The 15,165-nt window shown below is 61.9% G+C and carries 16 protein-coding genes; 5 read left to right on the top strand and 11 right to left on the bottom strand.

All coding sequences use genetic code 11. The features are described 5' to 3' along the window. Positions 1 to 72: 72 nt before the first annotated feature. The 4 genes from NKJ04_RS17270 to NKJ04_RS17255 form a co-directional block, all read right to left on the bottom strand. Positions 73 to 246 (bottom strand): hypothetical protein, encoded by a 174-nt coding sequence (locus NKJ04_RS17270; RefSeq protein WP_023812604.1) that lies wholly within the window; start codon positions 244 to 246, stop codon positions 73 to 75. Between the two features lie 486 nt (positions 247 to 732). Continuing rightward, positions 733 to 1,905, bottom strand: a complete 1,173-nt coding sequence (locus tag NKJ04_RS17265; protein ID WP_352676677.1) for a M20 aminoacylase family protein — start codon at positions 1,903 to 1,905, stop codon at positions 733 to 735. An 11-nt stretch (positions 1,906 to 1,916) separates the two neighbouring features. Further along, the gene (locus tag NKJ04_RS17260) at positions 1,917 to 3,140 is read right to left on the bottom strand and encodes a Zn-dependent hydrolase (RefSeq protein ID WP_352629625.1); all 1,224 of its coding nucleotides are present in this window, start codon (positions 3,138 to 3,140) and stop codon (positions 1,917 to 1,919) included. After that, positions 3,137 to 4,345 carry a diaminopropionate ammonia-lyase gene (locus NKJ04_RS17255; RefSeq protein ID WP_352676674.1) on the bottom strand — a complete coding sequence of 403 codons (1,209 nt, stop codon included), beginning with the start codon at positions 4,343 to 4,345 and terminating at the stop codon, positions 3,137 to 3,139. The genes NKJ04_RS17260 and NKJ04_RS17255 overlap by 4 nt, the downstream gene beginning before the upstream one ends. 104 nt (positions 4,346 to 4,449) lie before the next feature. Between NKJ04_RS17255 and NKJ04_RS17250 the strand changes: the two genes are divergently transcribed. The 4 genes from NKJ04_RS17250 (at position 4,450) to NKJ04_RS17235 (ending at position 6,966) form a co-directional block, all read left to right on the top strand. Then, positions 4,450 to 4,929 carry an Lrp/AsnC family transcriptional regulator gene (locus NKJ04_RS17250; protein ID WP_352676671.1) on the top strand — a complete coding sequence of 160 codons (480 nt, stop codon included), beginning with the start codon at positions 4,450 to 4,452 and terminating at the stop codon, positions 4,927 to 4,929. Between the two features lie 76 nt (positions 4,930 to 5,005). Beyond that, positions 5,006 to 5,461 (top strand): FAD-dependent oxidoreductase, encoded by a 456-nt coding sequence (locus NKJ04_RS17245; protein WP_352676668.1) that lies wholly within the window; start codon positions 5,006 to 5,008, stop codon positions 5,459 to 5,461. Continuing rightward, positions 5,412 to 6,149 carry an NAD(P)/FAD-dependent oxidoreductase gene (locus NKJ04_RS17240; protein ID WP_352676665.1) on the top strand — a complete coding sequence of 246 codons (738 nt, stop codon included), beginning with the start codon at positions 5,412 to 5,414 and terminating at the stop codon, positions 6,147 to 6,149. The genes NKJ04_RS17245 and NKJ04_RS17240 overlap by 50 nt, the downstream gene beginning before the upstream one ends. A gap of 313 nt (positions 6,150 to 6,462) precedes the next feature. After that, positions 6,463 to 6,966 (top strand): hypothetical protein, encoded by a 504-nt coding sequence (locus NKJ04_RS17235; protein ID WP_352676662.1) that lies wholly within the window; start codon positions 6,463 to 6,465, stop codon positions 6,964 to 6,966. Positions 6,967 to 7,104: 138 nt separating this feature from the next. Here the strand turns inward: NKJ04_RS17235 and NKJ04_RS17230 are convergent, their stop codons facing one another. The 3 genes from NKJ04_RS17230 to NKJ04_RS17220 all read right to left on the bottom strand — a co-directional run bounded on the left by NKJ04_RS17230 (position 7,105) and on the right by NKJ04_RS17220 (position 10,688). Next, complete coding sequence (locus NKJ04_RS17230; protein ID WP_352676660.1) at positions 7,105 to 9,213, bottom strand: molybdopterin-containing oxidoreductase family protein; 2,109 nt, start codon at positions 9,211 to 9,213, stop codon at positions 7,105 to 7,107. 154 nt (positions 9,214 to 9,367) lie between these two features. Further along, complete coding sequence (locus NKJ04_RS17225; RefSeq protein ID WP_352676657.1) at positions 9,368 to 9,781, bottom strand: GFA family protein; 414 nt, start codon at positions 9,779 to 9,781, stop codon at positions 9,368 to 9,370. Further along, complete coding sequence (locus NKJ04_RS17220; protein ID WP_352676655.1) at positions 9,774 to 10,688, bottom strand: NAD(P)-dependent oxidoreductase; 915 nt, start codon at positions 10,686 to 10,688, stop codon at positions 9,774 to 9,776. Before NKJ04_RS17220 ends, NKJ04_RS17225 begins: the two co-directional genes overlap by 8 nt. A 135-nt stretch (positions 10,689 to 10,823) precedes the next feature. On the opposite strand from NKJ04_RS17220, the gene NKJ04_RS17215 reads away from it, so the two are divergent. Continuing rightward, positions 10,824 to 11,162, top strand: coding sequence for a winged helix-turn-helix transcriptional regulator (locus tag NKJ04_RS17215; protein ID WP_023812614.1), 339 nt, complete (start codon positions 10,824 to 10,826; stop codon positions 11,160 to 11,162). A 244-nt stretch (positions 11,163 to 11,406) separates the two neighbouring features. On the opposite strand, the gene NKJ04_RS17210 is transcribed toward NKJ04_RS17215, so the two are convergent. The 4 genes from NKJ04_RS17210 to NKJ04_RS17195 form a co-directional block, all read right to left on the bottom strand. Then, positions 11,407 to 13,284, bottom strand: coding sequence for an ABC-F family ATP-binding cassette domain-containing protein (locus NKJ04_RS17210; RefSeq protein ID WP_027162727.1), 1,878 nt, complete (start codon positions 13,282 to 13,284; stop codon positions 11,407 to 11,409). 124 nt (positions 13,285 to 13,408) lie between these two features. Next, positions 13,409 to 13,858: a Ros/MucR family transcriptional regulator gene (locus NKJ04_RS17205; protein ID WP_127289180.1), complete on the bottom strand. Its 450-nt coding sequence runs from the start codon at positions 13,856 to 13,858 to the stop codon at positions 13,409 to 13,411. A 162-nt stretch (positions 13,859 to 14,020) separates the two neighbouring features. Beyond that, positions 14,021 to 14,224: a hypothetical protein gene (locus NKJ04_RS17200; RefSeq protein WP_127289182.1), complete on the bottom strand. Its 204-nt coding sequence runs from the start codon at positions 14,222 to 14,224 to the stop codon at positions 14,021 to 14,023. Continuing rightward, on the bottom strand, positions 14,217 to 15,143 hold the full coding sequence (locus NKJ04_RS17195; RefSeq protein ID WP_352676650.1) for a DMT family transporter: 927 nt from the start codon (positions 15,141 to 15,143) through the stop codon (positions 14,217 to 14,219). Before NKJ04_RS17195 ends, NKJ04_RS17200 begins: the two co-directional genes overlap by 8 nt. Positions 15,144 to 15,165 lie beyond the last annotated feature (22 nt).

The following is a 15,165-nucleotide window of genomic DNA, read 5'->3' as shown; positions in this document are numbered from 1 at the left end:
TTCTGCTTTGTTCGCAACGTCGATGCCAGGCTGGCCTCGTGCTCGACAGGCCGAAGCGTGACGTCCGTGTCTTTAGCGTTGCGGATCGACACCCATGTCGGCCGACTGCCGCCGCAAGGTCTCGCGGTCATATTGCGACGGCGGCAACAGCAGCGGGTCGACCGTATCGGGCACGTTTTCGACCATCTTCCTGGCGATACGATAGGTGACATAGGCGAAGGCGCCGACGACGAGCAGACGGAACATGGTGCAACACTCCTTTGGAGCAGAACCAACCGGGGAAACCGCCTTTGGTTCCCTTGCCAATCGTCCACGCGCGCAGTCGAAGATGGAGGACGGCTATGGGTTTCGCCAGCGCTTTCCCGATGCATTCTCGGGGCACCGGAGGCGGAACTTGGCGTTTGCGGGGCTCGTGTCCTGCCGCATGCCGCTGTGGCGTCCCGGACAGGCTTTTGGGGAAGAAGGCCGGCGCCGCTTGGGAGGAGGAATGAAGCGCCGGCCAAGCGGATAATTAGGTCCGCCGCACAGGTGAGGCTAGCTGAGTCTTTCCCCTGCGTCATTGGGGGATTATCTTTGTTAAAAACGTACCGATGCGCACGGCCCTATCGGTCGCCGGCCGTCACAAGCTTGTGTTGACCATCATCCCGGCAATCTCAATAAACTCCGGAGCTGGTTGGCAATAGCGGTGGTGTTTGGGCTAGCGGCGAGCGCGGCCTGGGGATCAAAACTCGATCATCTTCCCGCCTCGCCACCCAGCCTTTGCCTGACCACGGCGACATGGAAATTCGTGCCGAACAACAGCCCCTCATCGTTGAAGTCGTAGCTGGAATTGTGCAACGGCGCGGAAGCCTCGCCATTGCCGAGGAAGACGAAGCAACCCGGCACATGGTCGAGGAAGCGGGCGAAATCCTCGGAGGCGGTCATCGGCTCGCGGGCGACGGCGATCTTGCCGGGTTCGAAGACGTGCCTTGCGGCGGCAAATGCCGCATCGACCAGTTCGGCATCGTTGCGCAGCGGCACGAACTCCCTGCTGTAATTGACCTCGGCCGCGACATTGTAGGCGGCGGCGGTGCCCTGCGTAATGATGCGCATCTGCCGCTCGATCTCGGCGCTGACCTCGGGGCGGAAGCTGCGCGCATCGCCGAGGATGCGGGCAAGGCCGGGCAGAGCGTTGCGGGTGCCGTCGGTGATCAGCTCGGTCACCGAAACCACCGATATGTCGGCCGGGCTCAGCCGGCGCGAGACGATGGTCTGCAGATTGGTGACCAGCGCGCAGGCGGCGACCAGCGTCTCGTTGCCCGCATGCGGCCGCGCGGCATGGCCGCCGAGCCCTGTGAGCACGATCTCGAAGATATCCTCGGCCGACATGATGGGGCCGGCACGGGTCTCGAAATGCCCGATCGGCAGGCCGGGCATATTGTGCAGGCCGAAGATCTCGTCGAAGGGAAAGCGCTGCATCAGCCCATCGTCGAGCATGGCGAGCGCGCCCCTGCCCCATTCCTCGGCTGGCTGGAAGACGAATCGCACGGTGCCGTCGAAACCGCCTTGCTCCGCCAGCAGCTTTGCCGCGCCCAGCAGCATGGTGGTGTGGCCGTCATGGCCGCAGGCATGCATGATGCCGGGATTGCAGGAACGGTAGGATGCGTCCGACCGCTCTGATATGCGCAGCGCATCCATGTCGGCCCTGAGCGCAATCGCCCGGTTGCCGCTGCCGCGCTTCAACGTGCCGACGACGCCGGTGCCGCCGACGCCTTCGCTGACGTCGTCGAGGCCGAACTCACGCAGTTTGGCGGCGACGAAGGCTGCGGTGCGCTTCTCCTCGAAGCCGAATTCGGGGTGCGCGTGCAAATCGCGCCGCCAGAAAATCATCTCGCGCCTCAGCGCGTCGCGATCGAGTTCAGACATTTTTCGCCCTGTTACTTCACAAGTTGCGCGGCCACATCAAGCAGGATGTTGGCACCGGCAACAAGCTCGGCGTCATCGGTGTGCTCGCGCGGACTGTGGCTGATGCCGCCGGTGCTCGGCACGAAGATCATCGCTGCGGGTGCGATGCGCGCCAGCATCTGTGCATCGTGGCCGGCGCCGGACGTCATGCGCCGGACGCCGAGGCCACGGTTCTTCGCGGCGGCCTCGATCAGCTCGACGATGCGAAGGTCGAAGATCACCGGCTCGAAGCGGGCCAGCTGCTCGACCGAAACCGTCAGGTTCTCGGTGGCAAGCTGATCGAGATAGGCGGCAAGCGCCGCCTCCTCCGCCTGCAGGCGTTGTTCGTCGGGATCGCGCAGATCGATGGTGAAGACGGCGCGTGAGGGAATGACGTTGATGGCATTCGGCTCGAAGCGGATCGTACCCACGGTCGCCACCGTCGGCGCGTTCGAGGCTTTGATCCGGTCGAGCAGGAAGGTGATGGTCCGGGCGGCGGCATGGCCGGCATCGTTGCGCATCGACATCGGCGTGGTGCCGGCATGATTGGCGACGCCGTCTATGGTGATACGCTGCCAGGAGATGCCTTGCAGATTCTCCACCGCGCCGATCGGCACGCTTTCACGCTCCAGCACCGGCCCCTGTTCGATATGCAGTTCGAGATAAGCATGCGGTTTGAGGAACCCGGGTTCCCGGTCGCCGGCATAGCCGATGCGGGCGAGCTCCTGGCCCAGCACGCTGCCGTCGGTGCCGACAGCCGCCAGCACCGTTTCGGCATCGATGCCGCCGGCATGGACCAGCGAGCCCATCATGTCGGGAGTGTAGCGCACGCCCTCTTCATTGGTGAAAGCGGCGACCGCGACCGGACGCGACGGCGAAAAGCCTGATGCCTTGAGCGTCTCGATCACCTCCAGCCCGGCAAGCACGCCATAACAGCCGTCATAGATGCCCGCATCGATGACAGTGTCGATGTGGGAGCCGATGAGCAGCGGCGCCTGCTCCCTGTTGTCCGGGCTTTGCCAGATGCCGAAAATATTGCCGACCCGGTCGATGGCGACATCGAGCCCCACCTGCCGCAGCCAGCCGACGAAGAGATCGCGGCCCTGCTTGTCGGTGTCGGAGGCGGCCAGCCGGATCAGCCTGCCCTCGCCGTCGCGACCGACGGCACCGAGTTCGCGGATACGGCCAAGCAGGCGCTGTGCATCGATCGCGGTCATGCCGTTGCCTCGGCTTTCATCTTGCCTTCCAGCACATCGGCCGGGCTCATGCCAACCAGCTCGGCATAGCGATGCGGGTCGGTGGCACCTTCGGTGTTGATCACCAGCACCCGCGATTTGCCGTCCAGTCCAAGCTCGGTCGGGTTATCGGCCATCGCCCGGATCAGCCCGGCAAGACCAACACCGCCGCTTTCGCCGGCGACGATCACCGGATCCCCGGCGTCCGGCCGGGCCAGCCGCCGCATCACCGCGACGGCGTCGGCCTCATCCACCGTCATGAAGGCATCGGCGGCGCGCGCCAGCACCCGCCAGGCGACCGGAGAGGCCTCGTAGCATTCGAGCATGGCCATCACCGTCGGCCGGCCATGCGCGACCTTGACCGGGCGCCCGGCCTGGGCGGCTGCAAAAACACAGGCGGCACGCGCCGGCTCGACCACGATGAAGGTCGGTTTGGCGTCACCGAGCACGATGGCGAGATGACCGGCGACCGCGGCGGCAATGCCACCGACACCAGCCTGCACGAAGACGTGGGTTGGCGTCCGAGAGAGCTGACGCAAGGCTTCGCGCACGATCGCCGTATAGCCCTGCATGACCAGGCCAGGAATCCGTTCATAACCGGGCCACGAGGTGTCGGACACAACGGTCCAGCCCTTCTCGGCCGAAACCTGAGCGGCTTGCCTGACCGAATCATCATAGTTGCCGTCGACGCGGATCATCTCGGCGCCATAGCGGGCGATTGCCGCTATGCGCTCCTCGCTGACGCCGGCGTGGACGAAGATCGCCGCCCGCGCGCCGACGAGTTGCGCGCCTTGCGCGACGGAGCGGCCATGGTTGCCGTCGGTCGCACAGGCAAATGTCATCGCCGCGGCGACGGCCCGCACATCAGAGCGATCGAGATCGGCCACGTCGACGGGGCGACCAAGCCGGCTGCCTGCCTCCTCCAGCACCAGCCGGAAGACGGCATAGGCGCCGCCAAGCGCCTTGAAGCTGCCAAGGCCGAGGCGAAAGCCCTCATCCTTGATGTGGACGGCGCCAAGTCCGAATTCGGCGGCGAGCGCCGGCAGCGCATGCAGCGGCGTCATCAGGTGATTGTCGCGATGGCTGAGAAAACGCTCGATCGTGTCGGCGCCGGCCACGCCAAGGGTTTCGGCATCGGCCGGATCGAGTGGCAGGCGATGCAGAGTATTGCGGTTGAGCACGAACACTGGCGGCCTCCTTGGCATTCAGCGAAAATATATTGCAGGATCGGCGCAAGGAGCGCTGTAATATGGCCTCCCGAATGCAAATTTGTTTCGTCAGGAATATCTCATTGCCTGCAATCCCGCCCTCGCTCGACAGTTTCGATCTCGCCATCCTTGCCATCCTGCAGCGCGACAACACGACGCCGCAGCGGCTGATCGGCGAAGCTGTGAACCTGTCGGCGCCGGCGGTGCAGCGCCGCATCAAGCGCATGGAGCAGACCGGCGTCATCGCCGGCAATGTCGCGGTGATCGAGCCGGCGGCGGTCGGCCAGCCGATCACCATCTTCGTCGAGGTGGAACTCGAGAGCGAACGCGCCGAACTGATCGACGCGGCCAAGCGGCAATTCTCGGCAACCCCCGAGGTTCAGCAATGCTACTACGTCACCGGCGAGGCCGATTTCATCCTGGTCATCACCGTGGCCGACATGGCCGCCTATGAAACGCTGACGCGAAAACTGTTCTTCGACAGCAACAATGTCCGCAAGTTCCGAACTTTTGTTGCGATGGACAGGGTCAAGGTCGGGTTGACGGTGCCATTGCCCGGCTGAGCGTTGCAGGCATGGCAGGCTCCGGCTGCCATGCTTTTGCCATTCTCCGGAAGCGAATTTGTCGGGGGAGGCGCGCTTGGACGACACCACACCAGTTGCGATTATCGGTGCCGGGCCGGCGGGCCTAGCCATTGCCGCGTGCCTGCGGCAGGCAGGGCAGGATTTCGTCCTGCTCGAAAAAGAGGAGCAGGCCGCACCCGCGTGGCGACGCCACTATGAGCGCGTCCATTTGCACACGACCAAACGCTATTCGTCGCTGCCCTTCGTGCCCTTTCCCAGGGAGTATCCGCGCTATGTGCCGCGCGATCTGTTCGCTTCATATCTCGATGCCTACGCGCAACGCTTCGATCTGCGGCCCAGATTTGGAGAAACGGTGCGGGCGATCAGCCGGCGAGGCAGAAGCTGGCTCGTGGACACGACAACCGGCCCCCCTGCACGCTTCAAACGTGGTGATCGCGTCGGGCAACAACGCGGAGCCGCTGATGCCCGGATTTGCCGGCGCCGATGCCTTCAGGGGCAAAAGGCTGCATAGCGCCGACTATCTCAACGCCATGCCTTTTGCCGGCCAGTCGGTTCTGATCGTCGGCATGGGCAACACCGGCGCCGAGATTGCGCTCGATCTGGTGGAAGGCGGTGCGCGACCGACGATTTCGGTGCGCGGCGGCGTCCATATCGTGCCGCGCGAGCTGCTCGGCGTGCCCATCCAGATGATCGGCATGGCGGCTCGCCTGATGCCGCAACGCATCAACGATGCCTTGTTCCCCATCATTCTCGATCTGGCGTTGGGCAGGCTGGGGAAATATGGGCTGAAGCGGCCGCGGCAAGGAATGCTGCAGCAGATCGCGCTCTCGTCGCGCATCCCGACGATCGATATCGGTACGGTCGGCAAGATCCGCGAAGGCGCGATCAAGGTCACACCCGATATTGCCGAGATCACCGAACAAGGCACCCGTTTTGTCGATGGCAAGCATGGCGCGTTCGATGCGATCATCTTCGCCACCGGTTTCCGGCCGGGCTATGCCAGATTGCTGGAGCCCGGCGTCCAGCCAGGCGGTAGCGGCGTCAATGCGAGGGCTTCGGACCTCGGTCTTTATCCGATTGGGTTTCACAATCCGGTCACCGGATTGCTGCGCGAAATCTCGATCGAGGCTCATGCGATCGCCGACGACATCCGTCTTCAGCGAGACCGAAAGAAGGCGGCTGAAATCCTGCCGGTTTGATCTGCGGTCTGCCTATCCCAGCGCAGTCGTCAGCATCATGCTGGCAATCTCCTTCGTCAGCTTGGCGGCGACAAGCTCCATCGTGTTTTAGAGATCCTGGTTTGGGGCGGGGGGCGGCCCTAGCTGGAGCCGGATTTACGGTCGAATGGGAAAACGCCAGCCACGGCCGGAAGAGCCAGAATATTGGGTGATGGTGGTGAGATGACGCAAAGCCCGCTAAAGGGTGTTGCAAAGCTCTGGTACAAAATCGTAGCTTTAAATTGGGAGTTTATGCGAAACCTCGTATTTGGTAAAAGAGAGCAAGCGGCGCTTCATGAAATCTCCCAGGTATAGCAATTTCCTAAGAATTTTAGCCCTCCCTAGAATGGTTGGGGACTTTAAATATGAGACACTAGAAAAAGATCTATTCTTTAAAATTTCTGATTCGAATGAAAAATACGGCAACCTGGTAAGCAGTGTGCTTTTAGACAAAGTTAACAAGAAATTCTGGATTGAATCTGGAGTATACAGAAACATAACAACATTTAAGGCACAGTTTATTGAAGGCAAAAATGGTAATTTTATACGTGGCTCATTTACGAATAGTGGGACATTGATATCATACCCTATTTTAATTTTAGCCTTTTTTGGATGGGTATATTTCTTAGTAACCAATGAAAATGGGAGCGATATGTTTTTCTACCTCATATTTTTTGCGGTTTTCCACCTACTAATTTCGATTTCATTCAACAACCATATAAAAAATATTCTAATGTTTCTTGAAAATGAACTTCACGTGCATCCATCCCAAAGCGAAATTATTTCGAATCCTTCCTAACTTCCGCGATACATAGCCCCGCTGAAATCTCAACAATATTAACGTCGCAGCTATGCACGGCGCGCGGCCAATACTTTTGCTATTGTTGCCGCATCGCCACATGCACGACCAGGAAATCCCTGACCGGCTATGCCGCCCTCACCCCGCCGCGCGCAGCCAGACCTTGTTGTCATGGAAGGCAGCACCGCCATAGGGTGCCGGCGCGTCGGCACCGGTCAGCACATTGATCCCCTCGCCGCGCTCATGGGCGCTGTTTGGCCAGATGCCTTCGGCGATCACCACGCCGCGCTTGATACCGTCAAACAGTTTCGCGTGCAGCACGACTTCGCCGCGCGTGTTGCCGACCTCGACGCGATCGCCGTCGGCCAGCCCAAGGGCTGCGGCATCGTCGGGATGCAGCAGGAGTTCCGGGCGGCCCTCCTTGGCCTTCGACACCGGCGTTTCCGAAAAGGTCGAGTTGAGAAAATTGCGCGCCGGCGACGTCGTCAGCCGGAACGGGTGCGCCTCGTCGGCAACCTCGATCAGATCGACATGATCAGGAAACTCCGGCAGCCGCGCCACCGGGCCGAACAGGCCCATGCTTTTCGGCGGCCGATTGGGCGCTGCCTGTCCCGTCCAATCGGCGCGGAAACGGAACTTTCCATCCGCGTGGCCAAATCCATTGATGAAGTGTGCTGCCTCGAAATCCGGCTGCAGGTCGATCCACTTGTCTTCCTTCAAGCTGTCGAAGCTGCCCAGCCCACGCTTGCCCAGGATGATGTCGATATGCTGCTGCTCGGTCAGGCCGAAGCCCGGGCGATCGGCGACGCCGAGGCGATCAGCCAATTGCTCGATGACGAAATGGTTGGTGCGCGGCCCCTCCGGCGGCTCGATCAGCTTCGGGCCGAGCGTGATGTGCTGGTTGCCGCCGCCCTTGTAGACGTCGTCGTGCTCGAGGAACATCGTCGCCGGCAGCACGACATCGGCAAGCTTGGCCGTGTCGGTCATGAACTGCTCGTGCACGCAAGAGAACAGGTCCTCGCGCATAAAACCCTGTTTCACCAGCCGCTGCTCCGGCGCGACATTTACCGGGTTGGTGTTCTGGATCAGCATCGCCGTCACGGGCGGGCCGCCATAAAGCGCGTCGCTGGCTCCGGTCAGCACGGGGCCGATGCGCGAATGGTCGAGATAGCGGATCGAGGGATCGCGCATCCTGGTGCCTTCCAGCACTTCCTGGTTGAGCTTGAAGATGCCGGAGTTGGAATGGAAGGCGCCGCCGCCCTCATATTGCCAGCTGCCGGTGACAGCCGCGATGCAGGACGCTGCATGCATGTTGACGGCGCCATTGCGCTGGCGCGCGAAGCCGTAGCCGAGGCGGAAATAGGTCTTTTTCGTCGTGCCGACGAGGCGGGCGAAGGCCTCGATCTCGGCGACCGTCAAGCCGGTGATCTCAGCCGCCCATTCCGGCGTGCGCGTCTCGAGATGCGCTTCCAGCCCCTTCGGGTCGTCGGTGTATTTCGAGAGATAGGCGCGATCGGCCATGCCTTCCCTGAACAGGACATGCATGACCGCGCAGGCCAGCGCGCCATCGGTGCCCGGCTTCAGCACCAGGCCGAGATCGGCCTGCTTCATCGTCGCATTCTCATAGACGTCGATGACGACGATCTTCGCGCCGCGCTCCTTGCGCGCCTTGATGGCGTGGGTCATGACGTTGACCTGCGTCACCACCGCATTGGTGCCCCAGATCACCACGCAGTCGGATTTCGCCATCTCGCGCGGGTCCGGCCCGCGCAAGGCGCCGGCGCCCATCATCCAGCCGGTCCAGGCGAGATTGGTGCAGATCGAACCAAAGAAGCCCGAATATTTCTTGGCGTGGCGCAGCCGGTCGATGCCGTCACGCTGCACCAGTCCCATCGTGCCGGCATAATAATAGGGCCAGACCGTCTCCGAGCCGTATCTCGCCTCGGCCGCGATGAATTTTTCGGCGACGAGGTCGAGCGCCGCCTCCCAGCTTGCTTCCTTCCAGGCGCCGTCGCCCTTGGCGCCGGCGCGGATCAGCGGCTTCAGCAAACGGTCGGGGTGGTGGACGCGGTCGGCATAACGCGCGACCTTGGCGCAGACGACCCCGGCCGTGTAGCTGTTGGACTTGGCGCCATGGACGCGGCCGATGCGATTGCCGTCGAGCAGCTCGACCTCGAGCGCACAGGTCGAGGGGCAATCATGCGGACAGGCCGAATGGCCGATGCGGAGGTGCGCGTGCTGGTTCATTCTGCAAGACTAACGGGTTCAGAACGCCGCGTGTAGGGCCAGATGCGGCGCACGGTTTTGCCTCGGCGAGCAAGCCCCCTGCCTTCTCCTCTTTGGAAGAAGGCAGGGGTACTGCAAAGCCGATCGGTCACTCAATGCTGGGGCAGTCATTGCTTCAGGAGACTTCCGCCAGGGGCACGCCTTCCAGAAAGAGCCATTTGTGCTTCCTGTTGGGCCAATGGAGAATTGCCGGAGCCGGAAATTCCAGGTCCTCCAGACAGCCGACAGATACCGACAGCGCTTCCGTCAGGCCTTCTGCACGCATGAAGACGATCGATCCGCATGTGGTGCAAAATGTCTGCTCCAGCCATTGCCCCGACGAACCGGTTCGTCGCCAGGATTTCGTCTCGCCTTTCTGGGCGACTATGGCGGAGTCGGCATAGATGGCTCGGTATGAGAACGCTGCCCCGGTGCATCTCTGGCATTCCAGGCAACTGCAGGCATAGACGCGCCGAGGCTCTCCGGCGAGAACCAGTTCCGCGCCGCGACACGAGCAGGTCGCCCTTCGCTCCGTCTTGCCATCACGCATTCGCGGGCTCCCTGCCCGGACGGGGCGAGCCATTTCCAAACAGGGGTGAGAGAGATGCAAAATCATCATCCGCGCGCCCGCGCGAAAGCGCCTGCTGAAAAATCCCGTCCATTGCGCGCGGCATGGCCGCGTCAAGACCTCGCTCCTGGCATGCTTCGAGAAGATGCCGGAAGGCGCTGTAGTGGGCGCCCAATGACGCGAGCGTTGCGTCGTCGCCGGCAAAGAGGCGCGCCTTTGTCCGGTCAACCATATCGAACAAAGCGGCATCGACAACCGGCTTGAATGCGGACAGATGGCTCCTGAACGTATCCAGATCGAGACCTTCGGCCTCGGCGACAGCCATGCCCTGGAGCGCGCCGAACAGCCCGCCCCACATCTGGGTGAGCAGCGCGGTGTCAAGCGCGGAGGCTTGGCCAGGCACCTCGCCGACATAACTCGTGCCGCCACCAAGGGCAAAAAGCAGGGTCTTGTTCGCTTCGTAGACGGCGTGGGATCCTGAATACAGCAATGCGGTGTCCGGTTTGCCAATAAAATCCGGAGTCGCCAGGATCGCGCCGTCCAGATAGCCGGCGCCATGCGCTTCGATCCAGCGCGCCTCCTCCCGCGCCAAACGCGCTGAGCCGGAGGTGAGTTGTATGACGGCTTTGCCGGCCAGCGCCGAAGCGACGTTGCCCTGCTTGAGCAGTGCATCGCTGGCGGCATAATCCAGAACGTTTATGATCAAGACATCGGCCGACCGGATTCCGTCCTCTACTGAAGAGGCCAACCTCGCGCCAAGAGCAGCCAGGGGCTGGCACTTGGCCGCAGTGCGATTCCACACGGATGTTGGATAATTTCGGTCGAGCAACGTTCGAACGATGGACGAGCCCATGCGGCCCGCGCCGAGCACGCAGACATTGGATTTCATGGTGACTTCTCCGATAGCCCTCTCGACGAGGGATTGGTTTGTGTTTGGCGCGCTGATCCAAAGATATATATTCTTGCTGTGTTGAGAAGTACGCACCTTGAGGTAAGCTATTGGAATCATGTCAGGAGTTGTCACATGAGGAGCAAGGAGCCCGACAGTTGCGGCTTTGCCGCCGCGATGCAGGCAATCGGCGGAAAGTGGAAAACCTCGCTATTGTGGGAATTGCACCTGCGGCCGCACCGCTTCGCCGAACTGCACCGGCGGTTGCCTGGAATCAGTGAGAAGATGCTCGCGCAACAATTGCGACAGATGGAGGCCGACGGACTCGTCAGCCGGCGCGCCTATGACGAGGTACCGCCACGCGTGGAATACTCGGTCACGACCCTGGGCATGAGTCTGAACGATGCGGTCACCGCTATGTCGGCATGGGGAAAGCGGCACGAGACATGGAAAGACGAGCGGAAAGCCGCCTGAAAAAAGCAGGAACTCGTGCATGGTCGCGGAAGAGTTTGTGATCCGCGGTCCGCTTCTAAACGCCAAAGGCGGCAATAGATGCCGGGCAGCGTCGTCCGGTTGAGCAAGATAGCCGCAGCAAGTGCATCTGTGCCACAGGCCTTTCAGCCATCTGCCGGATCCGCCGCTACTCTACACCGTCCCGGCGTTCACAGGCAATTCATCGTGCGGCTGGCACGATGAATTCGCTTGCATAGCCGGCTGCTCACTCCGCCGTGCCTTCCTCATACTCTGCCGACATGGACAGCCACTTTTCCTCGTGGCCGGCCAGCGTCTGGGCCAGTTGCGAGCGCTCCTTGGCCAGCCGTGTCGCCGTCGAGGGATCCTTTTCGTACACCGCCGGATTGGACAGTTCGTCCTCGATGCCGTCGATTCGCTTGCGAATGCGGTCCATCAGCGCTTCGGTGGCGCGGATCTCCTTGGCGAGCGGCTCGAAGGCGGCGCGGCGTGCCGCTGCATCGCGGCGGCGGTCGGCTTTTGACGCCTTGTCGGCCTCGCGCTTGCCGCGGCGGTCGCCGGAGACGCCGGTGACCAGCGTCTTGTAGTCTTCCAAGTCGCCATCATAGGGGTTGACCGCGCCGTCCTTGACCAGCCACAGCCGGTCGGCCGTCGCCTCGAGCAAATGGCGATCATGCGAGATCAGGATGACGGCGCCGGGAAACTCGTTCAGCGCATGGATCAGCGATTCGCGGCTATCGATGTCGAGATGGTTTGTCGGTTCGTCGAGGATGAACAGGTTTGGGCCCTCGAAGGCCGACAGCCCCATCAGCAGCCGCGCCTTCTCGCCGCCCGACAGATCCTTGGCGGCGGTGTTCATCTTCTCGGTGGTGAGGCCGAACTGGGCGACGCGGCCGCGCACCTTCGATTCCGGCGCCTCCGGCATCAGCCGGCGGACATGCTCGTAGGCGTTTTCGTCCGGCCGGAGATCGTCGAGCTGATGCTGGGCGAAGATCGCCACCTTCAACCCGGGCGCCACCGTCATGGTGCCACTCTCCTGCTTCAGCCGGCCGGACAGCAATTTGGCGAAGGTCGACTTGCCGTTGCCGTTGGCGCCGAGCAGCGCGATGCGGTCGTCGGCGTCGATGCGCAGCGTCATCTTCTTGAGGATCGGCTGACCCTCGGTGTAGCCGACATTGACGTTGTTCAGCGCCACGATCGGCGAGGCCACCGTCTTCACTGGCTCGGGGAAGGAGAACGGCCGCACCGAATCGTTCACGAGGGCCGCGATCGGCTTCATCTTTTCCAACGCCTTGATGCGCGACTGTGCCTGTCTCGCCTTGGAGGCCTTGGCGCGGAAGCGTTCGACGAAGGATTCCATATGCTTGCGGGCTGCTTCCTGCTTGACCCGGCCCTTCTCCTGCAATTCCTTCTGCTCTGTATATTGACGCTCGAACTGATCGTAGCCGCCGCGCCAGAAGGTCAGCTTTTTCTGGTCGAGGTGAACGATCGAGTTGACGGCGCGATTGAGCAGGTCGCGATCATGCGAGATCAAGAGCACCGTGTGCGGGTATTTCGATACATAGTTTTCCAGCCACAGCGTGCCTTCGAGATCGAGATAGTTGGTCGGCTCGTCGAGCAGCAGCAGGTCGGGCTCGGCAAACAGCACCGCAGCGAGCGCCACGCGCATGCGCCAGCCGCCGGAGAAGGACGAGGCCGGACGCCTCTGCGCAGCGTCGTCGAAGCCGAGGCCGGCGAGAATGGTGGCGGCGCGGGACTCGGCTGAGTGCGCGTCGATATCGGCCAGCCGCATATGGATGTCGGCGATGCGGTGCGGATCGGTCGCCGTCTTTTCTTCTTCGAGCAGCGCCGTGCGTTCGAGATCGGCCTTGAGCACGATCTCGATCAGCGCATCCTCGGTGCCCGGCGCTTCCTGCGCCACCTGGCCGATGCGGGTGCTCTTCGGCAGGCTGATCGATCCTGTCTCGGACGGGAAATCGCCGGTGATGGCCTTGAACAGCGTCGTCTTGCCGGTGCCGTTGCGGCCGACAAGCCCGGCCTTGGTGCCGGCCGGCAACGTCAGCGAGGCATGGTCGAGAAGCAAGCGTCCGGCCATGCGGAGCGATAGGTCGTTGATGATCAGCATGGCCGCGCTTTTGCACCGGACATCAACGCTTCGCAAGGCCTTGCGGGCCACTTGGCCGCACAAGGCCTCGAAACGACGCCCGCGAGGGCGTCGTCAAACCAGCCGAACAGTGACTTGCCTGCTCTCAGGCAGTCGCCTTGCGCTTCGTTGCCTTGGCGACAGCGGCCGGCGCTGCTGCCGGCTTGCGGCCAAGTCCCGTCGACTTTGCCAGCGCCGATCGCGTCGCCGAATAGTTTGGCGCTACCATCGGATAGTCCGGCGGCAAGCTCCATTTGGCCCGGTAGTCGTCCGGGCTCAGGCCGTAGTCGGTCCGCAGGTGCCGCTTGAGCGACTTGAACTTCTTTCCATCCTCAAGGCAGATGATGTAGTCGGGAAACACCGACTTCTTCGGATTGACGGCCGGAACCAGGTTTGGGACTTCCGCGACAGCCGCACCGGCGAGCTTGCGAACCGAGGCGCTGACGCTGGCAATCAGCTCGGGCAGGCCGGCAGCCGGAAGCGGATTGTTGCCTACATAGGCCGAGACAATATCGGCCGTCAGCTCGATAACGGTCTTATCATCGATATTTGACAATTCTTTCACCTTATTTGCGACAAAATCATCCACCCCAGCGAAGACTTGTGTCGATGTATCTCTTTAACCGCGTCCCCCAACGGACCGCCAAGCCTCATAAAAGAATCAAGAATCGGCAAAAATAGCATTCATGCAAAATCGACGCTGTGCAAATTAGAAAATCTAATACTTGGAACCAGCAGACTTAGCGGCAGGACTTTCGTCCAATATCTCCAGAATACGCTTCCACCGGGCGCAACGCGCGAAATCCTTTTGTTCTATCGCCTTTTCGGCCCTCATCGCGGCGTAAAGCGGTGCCTCGGCGCCGAATTCATCGATCAGCCAATTCGCTTCCTGAATAGCCAGACGCTCATTCTCGTCAAACATGGTTTTCGGCCTCCGAACGTTCCACACCGACCGCGACACAACTGCCGATGACGAGGATAGCTCCGACAATGGCCGTCACCGTCAGCCGCTCGCCGGACAAGGTCAAAAGCAGGGTCGAGGCGATCGGCGTGAGATAGGCGACCACCGCGACCCTGCCGCTGCCTTCAAGCTTCAAGGCGCGCGACCAGAAATAGTAGCCCAAGCCCATCGGACCGGCGCCGAGATAAAGGCCGAGAGCCAGGTCCGCGCCGACGGGCCAGGTGAAACCGTCGCGAGCGCACCACAGAAACGTCAAAGCGACGCCAATCAAAGACGATGGCAGCAACAGGCGATCCGCTGGGGTGGCGACCCGTCCCACCATGATCGAGTAGAAGGCCATGCACAGCGCCGACCCGAATGCGGCGAGATAGCCGACCAGATCGCCCTGGAACCAGGATTGGCTGCGCCCTCCCGAAATCACCAGTGCGACGCCGATGAAGCCTACCACCGTGGCGAGACCCAACAGGGCCGGATGCCGCGGATTTTCCAAGGCGATGACTGCCACCGCGACCATCAACGGCCAGGTGTAGGCCATCAGATTGGCCTCGATGACCGGCATCGAAGCGAAGGCGATGTATTGCAGCACCATGGTGCCGACCAGACCGATGAATCCGACCGCGACAGAGATGAGCGCCGCCCCGGCCGTGACCGGTGCTACTCTTTCCCGGCTCATCAATCGGATGGCGGCGAAGACGAGTGCAGCGCCTGCAAATTGCAGGAACTGGACCTGCGACACCGGGTGGCTGGCCAGCAGGGATTTGCCGACCAGCGCATTGGTGGACCACAACGCCACCGCACCGGCAGCGAAGACCAACGCGGATATCGAGCCGGATCCCAGCCGAAACAATCGGCATGGGATTCTATTTTGCTGTTCGACCATGATCCTGTCCGAAAACCGGTTC

This window comes from Mesorhizobium sp. M0618 (genome assembly GCF_040320765.1).
Taxonomy (GTDB): Bacteria; Pseudomonadota; Alphaproteobacteria; order Rhizobiales; family Rhizobiaceae; genus Mesorhizobium.
This window is presented reverse-complemented; position numbering and strand designations above follow the sequence as displayed.